Here is an 8,346-nt window from a genome sequence, read left to right as displayed (position 1 = left end):
TTTCAACCAAGGGCAGGGATCACAAGATTTGCTGCTATTGATGAAGGAGATGATTCTAAAAAGTCTTTTAAGCGTCTGCACAGATGGCGTTACTCTCCGACAGCTTGCTATGGAAATAATGAAGTACATTTGCATCCCTATAAAATCCGGCGAATATCTGTAGCGGAAGCTTTAGCTATCCAATCTTTGCCTGCAAATTTTGTACTTCCAGAGAATATGTCGCTCACGAATATGTTTAAAACTATTGGGAATGGCGTACCATATTTGGCATCGAAGACGTTAGGTAAAACTATTATGAACTTCTTAGAAACTTCTGTGACAAATGCTGTTGATATTCCTAACTTTACTACTGGCTAATGTCAACTTAAACACTTATAGTAATTCCGCGACATCTACAAAGCCGACATCCAAAAGAATTCAGCAGTTTGTTTTCAGGATAAACTCGTAATAAATATGGTTTAATACATATATAAGAAATGTTTTAATTTTTTATAAAGTTTAATAATCAACCACTGGTAGAAAACCCGATGGCAGCAGACTATCCAGACATTGATATTGCGCCATTTATCGATCACGCCCTGTTAACGTCAACGGCTACTCCAGAGCAGGTTGAGCAGTGGTGTGAAGAAGCATACAGATTCAATTTTGCGGCAGTTTGTTTGTATCCCGCCTATGTCAAACAAGCAGTCGAACTCCTCCACGGTAAAAACCCGAAAGTCTGTACAGTGATTGGCTTTCCTGCTGGTGCGACGACTTCAGCAGTCAAGCTGTATGAGGCTCAAGAAGCGGCGGATAGTGGGGCCACTGAGTTGGATGTGGTAATGAACTTGGGCTGGTTGAAAGCTGGTAAAATTGAAGAAGTCCACCGAGAGATTGCCGAAATTTGTGAAGAAACTGGGCAAACTGTCAAGGTAATTTTGGAAACCAACTTGTTGACAGATGCAGAGAAAAAAATAGCTGCTGAAATAGCTATGGAGGCGGGAGCAGCATTCTTAAAAACTAGTACAGGTTTGAATGGTGGTGTCACAGTCGCAGATGTGCGGCTTTTGCAGGAATTAGTAAAAGAAAGAGTGGGAATTAAAGCATCGGGTGGTATCCGTACTATCAATCAAGCCCTAGACTTAATTGTAGCGGGTGCTACGAGATTAGGTACATCTCGCGGTATCGATTTGCTCCGCCAGCGCGATAATCTGGGAAAGGGTGAATAGTTATTTGTCCTTTGTCATTTGTCCTAAGCTAATGACTAATGACTAATGACTAATGACTAATGACTAATGACTAATGACTAATGACTAATGAGTAGAACCTACAAAGCAACGGGAATTAATCTCAAAACCCAGGTGTTAGGAGAATCAGATAAAATAGTGACGATTTTGACACGAGAATTCGGTCTGATTCGAGCAGTGGCTCCAGGGGCACGTAAGCATAACTCCAGCCTGGGCGGTAGGAGTGGTATGTTTGTTGTGAATGAACTATTGATTGCGAAAGGGCGATCGCTTGATAAAATTACTCAAGCACAGACGTTAAAAACTTATCCTGGATTAACTAAAAATTTGGGAAAACTGGCTGCTGGCCAGTATTTAGCAGAAATAGTACTGTGTCAAGCTTTGAGCGAACAACCCCAAGAAGAACTTTATGAGTTGTTTAATGAACATCTCCATCGGTTGGAGGCGTTATCTAGTGCAGATCCCTCTGGTGTTTTGGCTCATCTAGCTCATGGGGTATTTCATCTTCTAGCCTTAGCAGGACTTACGCCGCAAGTGCAAGTCTGCTGCCTATCTGGACGCACCCTCAAGCCAAACTTTACACCCAACTGGCAGGTAGGATTTAGCATCCCTGCGGGTGGAACGGTTTGCTTAGAAGCTTGGGAAAGTTTACGAACAGAGGGAGAAAGAGAGAGGGGGATACAAAGAAACTCATCTTTTTCTGCATCACCCAATCACCCCATTATTCCATCACCTCCAAAACCTGGCTCCCAAACAATTGTTGTGCATCGGCAAGAAATACCTGTGATTTCTAGTCGTCTGGGTGCTGTAGAATTGGCTTTGCTCCAACATCTGTCACAACCAGAGATAATGCAAATTGATGGTGCTAGAGATTATGACTGGTTATCTGTTGAGCAAATTTTGCGCCAGTATGCTCAGTATCAATTAGGTCGCCCTATTCGCTCTGCTACCTTGATCGACTCTTATTTTGCTGCTAACCATGATGCAATCGTCTGATTTGGATAGAAAAATCCTGCCTTTGTCGCCAAGCCTCATCAAAAAAGAGAATAGTGCATCAGAGCATACAGTCAGTAATCATCTGAGTGTAGTTTCCAAGTCTATACCTAGTCAAATGAATGGCCAAGAAATGTCCCCGAAAGACGTTTCTAAAAACGACCAAAGTTTGACAGGAGAGATACCACAAACTGATGTTTCAAGTCAATCAGAAACACAATCTGAAGACCAATTAACCACTGCTGAGGTAGATAGTAACGGCGTTCGCAATGGCGAGAATTTGCCAGTAGCCACTATCCCAGAAAAAGAACCACCAAAATTAGATGGGTCTGGTTTAGGTGGAGGTGCTGTTTTAGGAAATGTAAAACAGCAGGGGTTTTTGCCTGTATTAAAAAATCCTAATTTTCTGGCTCTTTGGGGCGGTCAAGTTTTCTGCCAACTAGCAGATAAAGTTTATTTGGTACTGATGATTGCTTTGATTAATACTCAGTTTAAAGCAGGTGATCAGAGTATTAGTGGTTGGGTATCAGCCTTGATGATGGCTTTTACTATTCCAGCCGTATTATTTGGTTCGGTTGCTGGTGTATTTGTCGATCGCTGGTCAAAAAAGGCTGTGCTGGTGGCAACGAATGTTTGGCGTGGTATCCTGGTTTTGTCAATTCCCTTTCTGCTGTGGTTGACTCATGATTGGCAACCCATAGGAGCGCTGCCAGTCGGTTTTATAATCATCCTGGGTGTAACTTTTTTAGTTTCCACACTGACGCAGTTTTTTGCGCCGGCAGAACAGACGGCAATTCCTTTGGTCGTAGAAGAACAGCATTTGCTCTCGGCAAATTCGCTTTACACGACAACAATGATGGCATCGGTGATTGTTGGGTTTGCAGTCGGGGAACCGTTGTTAGCGATCGCAGATGAACTTTGGTTGCAAATTGGTGGTAGTGGTGGTTTAGGTAAGGAACTTTTAGTAGGCGGCAGTTATGCGATCGCTGGACTAATTTTGTTTATGCTGGCGACTAACGAAAAACCCCACGACCCCAATACAGAATTCCCTCACGTAATTTCTGACTTGCGGGACAGTTTTGGCTACCTCAAAGCAAATCATCGCGTCCGTAATGCCTTGCTTCAACTGATTATCTTGTTTTCTGTCTTTGCAGCACTAACTGTTTTAGCCGTTCGCATGGCAGAAATAATTCCCAATTTAAAAGCCTCCCAGTTCGGCTTTTTACTAGCAGCAGGCGGTGTTGGCATCGCGGCGGGAGCAACAATTCTCGGTCAATTTGGTCAACGCTTCTCCTATACCCAACTAAGTCTGTACGGTTCTATGGGCATGGCAGCGTCCTTGATTGGTCTATCAGTATTTAAAACCCAGCTATGGCTAATCTTGTTACTGGTAGCGCTGTTAGGTATCTTTGGAGCGCTAGTCGGTATTCCCATGCAAACAGCGATTCAAACAGAAACACCTCCAGAAATGCGGGGTAAAGTTTTTGGCTTACAGAACAATGTAATTAATATTGCCCTTTCCTTACCTTTGGCATTAGCAGGTGTAGCAGAAACCTTTCTGGGATTACAGGTAGTTTTTTTGGGATTAGCAGCGATCGTCTTTTCAGGAGGTATATTAACCTGGTATAACTCTTATAAGTAGTTATCATCTGACAAGACTTATTGTTTATTACCTTGAAGTAATTATTAATTTCCTTAAAGCTTTTGTGTTCATGGTAAACTGTCGTCAGTGAAAATTTATCACATACTTGCGGGATATCAATCTGACATTAGTCAAAATAAGTTGTTTAAACATCAAAAATTAACAACTTATAAATAAATAAAGCCATAAATCCACTGGTTTAATTAGCTTAAAATAGGCTTTTTAAACTAGATTGTGGTGTAAATCTGTAATAACTAAAAAACCAGCAAGTATAGCTAGATAAAATAAAAATCACCAAGGACACACAAGTAATAGATTAAATTCGATTTTCTTACAGCTAAATAAAGAATGCGTATAGCCTGGATTGGAAAAAAATCACCCTTTTGCGGCAATGTCACTTACGGTCGAGAAATTACAAATGCCTTGCTAGACAGGGGACATCAAGTTAGCTTTCTTCACTTTGCCCAAGAAGAATCGGAACCTGATAACTGGCCAAATCTTCGAGAGGTTTCCCTTCCTTTCATTTATAAGTCCCAGGTTTACACAATTCCCACTTTTAAAGCAACCAAACTTTTAACCGAGTCGCTGCGGGAAATCAAACCAGATATAGTCCATGCTTCTTTGACCCTCTCTCCTCTGGACTTTATTTTACCGGAAATCTGTGAAGATTTGAGGTTGCCTCTAATTGCCACTTTTCACACACCATTTGCTGGCAAGGGGGCAAAGCTGATATCGGGAACACAACTTTTAGCTTATCAACTTTACGCACCTTTTTTGGTTAACTACGATCGCGTGATTGTCTTTTCCCAAATTCAGCGGGAATTATTGGCACGCATGGGTGTGCGGGAAGAAAATATCGCTGTAATTCCCAACGGTGTTGATACCATTAAGTACTCTCCAGGAGCTTCTAAGATTAAAGCAGAGTTTAGAGCCGAACGCTTGTTTGTCTATCAAGGTCGAATAGCCCCAGAGAAAAATGTTGAAGCCCTCCTCCGCGCTTGGAAGCAGTCGGCAATGGAGCCTGGGAGTAAGTTGCTAATTGTTGGCGACGGCCCTTTGAAGCCTTCTTTAGAGCAATCTTATGGTTGGGAATATGGCATTATCTGGTTGGGATTTGTTGCTGATGAAGAGCGACGCATCGAAATTTTACGGGGCGCAGATGTATTTGTTTTGCCTTCATTGGTAGAGGGTTTATCCTTATCTTTGTTAGAAGGAATGTCATGTGGCCTAGCTTGTTTAGCAACAGATGTGGGTGCAGATGGAGAAGTATTGGAAAAGGGCGCAGGTGTAGTTATTAATACTAAAACAGCGCGATCGCAATTGAAAACGCTCTTACCAGTTTTGCAAGATCATCCAGAGTTAACAACCCTGCTGGGGCAAAAAGCCAGACAGCGTGTATTAGATCGCTATACCCTGAGCAAAAATATTACGCTGCTAGAAGAACTTTATAAAGGAGTTTTAGCACAGCGACCTCTACCCCTAATTCGCAGAGCGTAGAGAAAGGGAAGAAGTGCGTAGGCGTAGCCCATCAGAGATATCGTACTGTAAATTATTCAGATGGCAATCAATGCGATCGGGCTTAACTTCTGGGTACTGTGTATCTTTTTTTTCTGGGCAATTATCGGCAAAAATTAATAAATTAGTTAGGATGAAATAATAAATAACAGTAAATTAAAGCTATAAAATCAACAAATGACTGCAATTATCGACATAAAAACATTATATGAATTCAATTACCTGCAATGGTTAGAGGAGACTATTAAATGTCTCAAAAATCGACAATTGGCAGACGTTGACTATGAAAACTTAATAGAAGAATTGGAAGATTTGGCTAAAAATGAAAAAAGGCGAGTCAGAAGTTTATTGGAACAGATTATTAGACATTTATTACTTTATCAATATTGGGATTTAGAAAAGCCAAGAAATGCTAATCATTGGACAGCAGAAATTATTAGTTTTCGGAATCAACTAAATGAAGATTTAAGTGCCCATTTACGTAATCATTTGGAGGATAATTTCAACATAATTTATAGCAATGCCTCAGATTATGTTAAGGCTAAAACAAAGCTAACCAATTTACCTGAATTATGTCCTTATACCTTAGAGCAAATTTTGGATAAAAATTGGTTGCCGTAATCTTAAATTTTGATTCTTTGGGCGAGACATAATTCATATTTTAACTTAACAACACCATAAAATTAAGTCGCTACAATTTGATCAATTTATCTTTGAATTATCAACTAAAGTCCATCCCAAAGTAGTTGGCTGTTCATAAACCCGCTTTAGAGTATTTACATCTCTCGCAGAAATAGGCGGCGGGTTGTGAACTTGAGAAAAGTATAAAGCATCAGTTTGTAGCGGACTATGACCCCAAATTCCCAACGCATGACCGAATTCGTGACGGGCTGCTGCAATGAGATACTCACCTGTTTGACTGGGACTTAACAAGATGGTGAAGTGGTGGGATAAAACTTTGTTGCTGGTGTATAACTCGTAAGTAGTTTGTGCCGATCGCGCACGGGGTATATTACTACCAGGAGCAATTTGTAGAGGTGGCGCTTTTCGTGCGATCGCAATATCAGCAATTTCTGGCTTTTCGACTATTGTTAAAGGTAAATAAGTATTCCACTCCTGTACACCCTGCAAGACACCGTTAACCCATGCTTGAGCTTGTTTTTCGCTGACGGCTCTTGGTGGTTCTACGTAAACTCGAACGGGAAATTGTGACCAGACTAAATAACCAACTTGGGTTGTTCTGACTTGGGAAAAGTAGTCACCACTGTTGGTACTATCTTGCCACTGTGCCAGTGTGGGCGGTAAGGGATGGGGTTTTGGGGAGTTAGCAGGAGAAATTATTAAGTCTGAATATACATATTTTGAGGTTTTTGTAAACCCATCACTCGAATGAAGATTAGTAAAAAAGATTAACAGCCCTGTGCCAATAAATAAGGCAAGAGCTGTAATTAACCGTCGTGAAATCAAATTTATTAGGCTGTTAAGTATCGGGTGTTCGGTTCTTCTTCCCATTTACTATCCTTATTTAGGCAGCCAACCAGCACTCAAAACTACTGTTAAACCGAGAAAAATTACTGTCAATGCCCAAGTAATTCGGTTTAAGGTGTTTTCTGCACTTTTGGTGCTGCTAAATAGCTGGGCTTGTCCGCCAATGGCTCCAATGCCATCACCTTTAGGGCTATGGAGTAAAACCAAGATAATCAAACCAGTGGCGGAAAATGTCCAAATGCCTTGCACGATATTAGTAACTGTCATGGTAGGAATCTCATTTATAAAAAGTTTCAAAAATAGAATTCAGGAGTCAGAATTCAGAATGGGCTAAACGCCCCGCTATCGCTAACAGGAGTTAGGAGTTCACTAAAAACTCCTAACTCAGGACTCAGCAATCTTTTACAGCCCTATTTGTACGGGAGTACGAGTGCGTTGCAGGTCATATTCTGCTGTTTTCAGCAGCGATCGCCCGGTCATTTCTGGTGGCTGAGGTAGCTGTAAAATCTCTAGAATAGTGGGGGCGATGTCGGAGAGCTTGCCATCGCTTCGCAGTTCGACATTTGTACCATATCCAGGGATTTTGACTTTCTCTCCTTCCACCAAGATCAAGGGAACTGGGTTAGTGGTGTGAGCTGTCCAGGGATTACCCCCCTCATCTAGCATATACTCAGCGTTGCCGTGATCGGCAGTAATAATTGTTGTACCACCGGCCTTGATAACGCTCTCTAATAAACGTCCCAAACAGCGATCAACTGTTTCAACTGCTGTAATGGTAGCTTCAATTTGACCAGTATGCCCTACCATGTCTGGGTTGGCATAATTAATCACAACTAAAGAATATATACCCTTTTGAATCGCAGCGATCGCTACATCTGTAACTGCTACTGCTGACATCGCCGGGGCGTGATCGTAAGTTGCTACCATCGGGCTACTTACCAGTTCTCGGTCTTCTCCGGCAAAAGGTTCCTCCAGACCCCCATTAAAGAAATAGGTGACGTGGGCGTATTTTTCGGTTTCAGCAGTGCGGAACTGCTTCAGACTATGATTAGCGATTACTTCTCCCAGAATATTACTGAGATTATGAGGCTCAAAGGCTACAGATACGGGTAAGTCTGAATCATACTGCGTAAATGTGACAAAGGACAGCGGTGTAATTTGCTGTCTTTCAAAACCGTCAAATTTAGGACTAACCAAAGCTTGAGTTAGTTGTCTGGCGCGATCGGGGCGGAAGTTAAAAAATATCACCCCATCCCCTGGTTCTATTGCGCCGGGGGCAATTCTGATTGGGTTGACAAATTCATCTTTTACCCCTTCGGCGTAAGATGCTTGCAAGATTTCCACAGCTTTGCGATCGTCACCCGCCCCATCTTGGGTCATGACATTGTAGGCGCGTTTGACTCGATCCCAGCGGTGATCGCGATCCATCGCGTAGTAGCGACCGCTGAGGGTGACTATGCGCCCAATTCCTGTGCGGTCTAT

At 42.0% G+C, this 8,346-nt stretch carries 9 protein-coding genes; 6 read left to right on the top strand and 3 right to left on the bottom strand.

The window, feature by feature from the left end; translation table 11 throughout:
* The 6 genes from ACEW80_RS03725 to ACEW80_RS03700 form a co-directional block, all read left to right on the top strand.
* Positions 1-357, top strand: a 357-nt coding sequence (locus ACEW80_RS03725; protein ID WP_373525299.1) for a DNA cytosine methyltransferase, incomplete at its 5' end; no start/stop codon positions are given.
* Between the two features lie 170 nt (positions 358-527).
* A complete protein-coding gene (deoC, locus tag ACEW80_RS03720; RefSeq protein ID WP_373525298.1) occupies positions 528-1,208 on the top strand; it encodes a deoxyribose-phosphate aldolase in 681 nt (226 codons plus the stop codon).
* Positions 1,209-1,295: 87 nt separating this feature from the next.
* Complete coding sequence (gene recO / locus ACEW80_RS03715) at positions 1,296-2,222, top strand: DNA repair protein RecO (RefSeq protein ID WP_373525297.1); 927 nt, start codon at positions 1,296-1,298, stop codon at positions 2,220-2,222.
* Positions 2,209-3,861 carry an MFS transporter gene (locus tag ACEW80_RS03710; RefSeq protein ID WP_373525300.1) on the top strand — a complete coding sequence of 551 codons (1,653 nt, stop codon included), beginning with the start codon at positions 2,209-2,211 and terminating at the stop codon, positions 3,859-3,861. The genes recO and ACEW80_RS03710 overlap by 14 nt, the downstream gene beginning before the upstream one ends.
* Positions 3,862-4,209: 348 nt before the next feature.
* Positions 4,210-5,358 (top strand): glycosyltransferase family 4 protein, encoded by a 1,149-nt coding sequence (locus tag ACEW80_RS03705; RefSeq protein WP_373525296.1) that lies wholly within the window; start codon positions 4,210-4,212, stop codon positions 5,356-5,358.
* Between the two features lie 195 nt (positions 5,359-5,553).
* Positions 5,554-5,997, top strand: a complete 444-nt coding sequence (locus ACEW80_RS03700; protein WP_373525295.1) for a DUF29 domain-containing protein — start codon at positions 5,554-5,556, stop codon at positions 5,995-5,997.
* An 81-nt stretch (positions 5,998-6,078) separates the two neighbouring features.
* Here ACEW80_RS03700 and ACEW80_RS03695 read toward each other — a convergent pair whose 3' ends face one another.
* From ACEW80_RS03695 to gpmI, 3 genes are all read right to left on the bottom strand, one after another.
* The gene (locus tag ACEW80_RS03695) at positions 6,079-6,888 is read right to left on the bottom strand and encodes a peptidase (protein WP_373525294.1); all 810 of its coding nucleotides are present in this window, start codon (positions 6,886-6,888) and stop codon (positions 6,079-6,081) included.
* A 9-nt stretch (positions 6,889-6,897) separates the two neighbouring features.
* Positions 6,898-7,131, bottom strand: a complete 234-nt coding sequence (gene secG, locus ACEW80_RS03690) for a preprotein translocase subunit SecG (protein ID WP_373525293.1) — start codon at positions 7,129-7,131, stop codon at positions 6,898-6,900.
* 135 nt (positions 7,132-7,266) lie between these two features.
* A partial coding sequence (gene gpmI, locus ACEW80_RS03685) for a 2,3-bisphosphoglycerate-independent phosphoglycerate mutase (RefSeq protein ID WP_373525292.1) occupies positions 7,267-8,346 on the bottom strand: 1,080 nt, incomplete at its 5' end.

This window comes from Nostoc sp., assembly GCF_041747015.1.
In the GTDB taxonomy this organism is placed as follows: Bacteria; Cyanobacteriota; Cyanobacteriia; order Cyanobacteriales; family Nostocaceae; genus Nostoc.
This window is presented reverse-complemented; position numbering and strand designations above follow the sequence as displayed.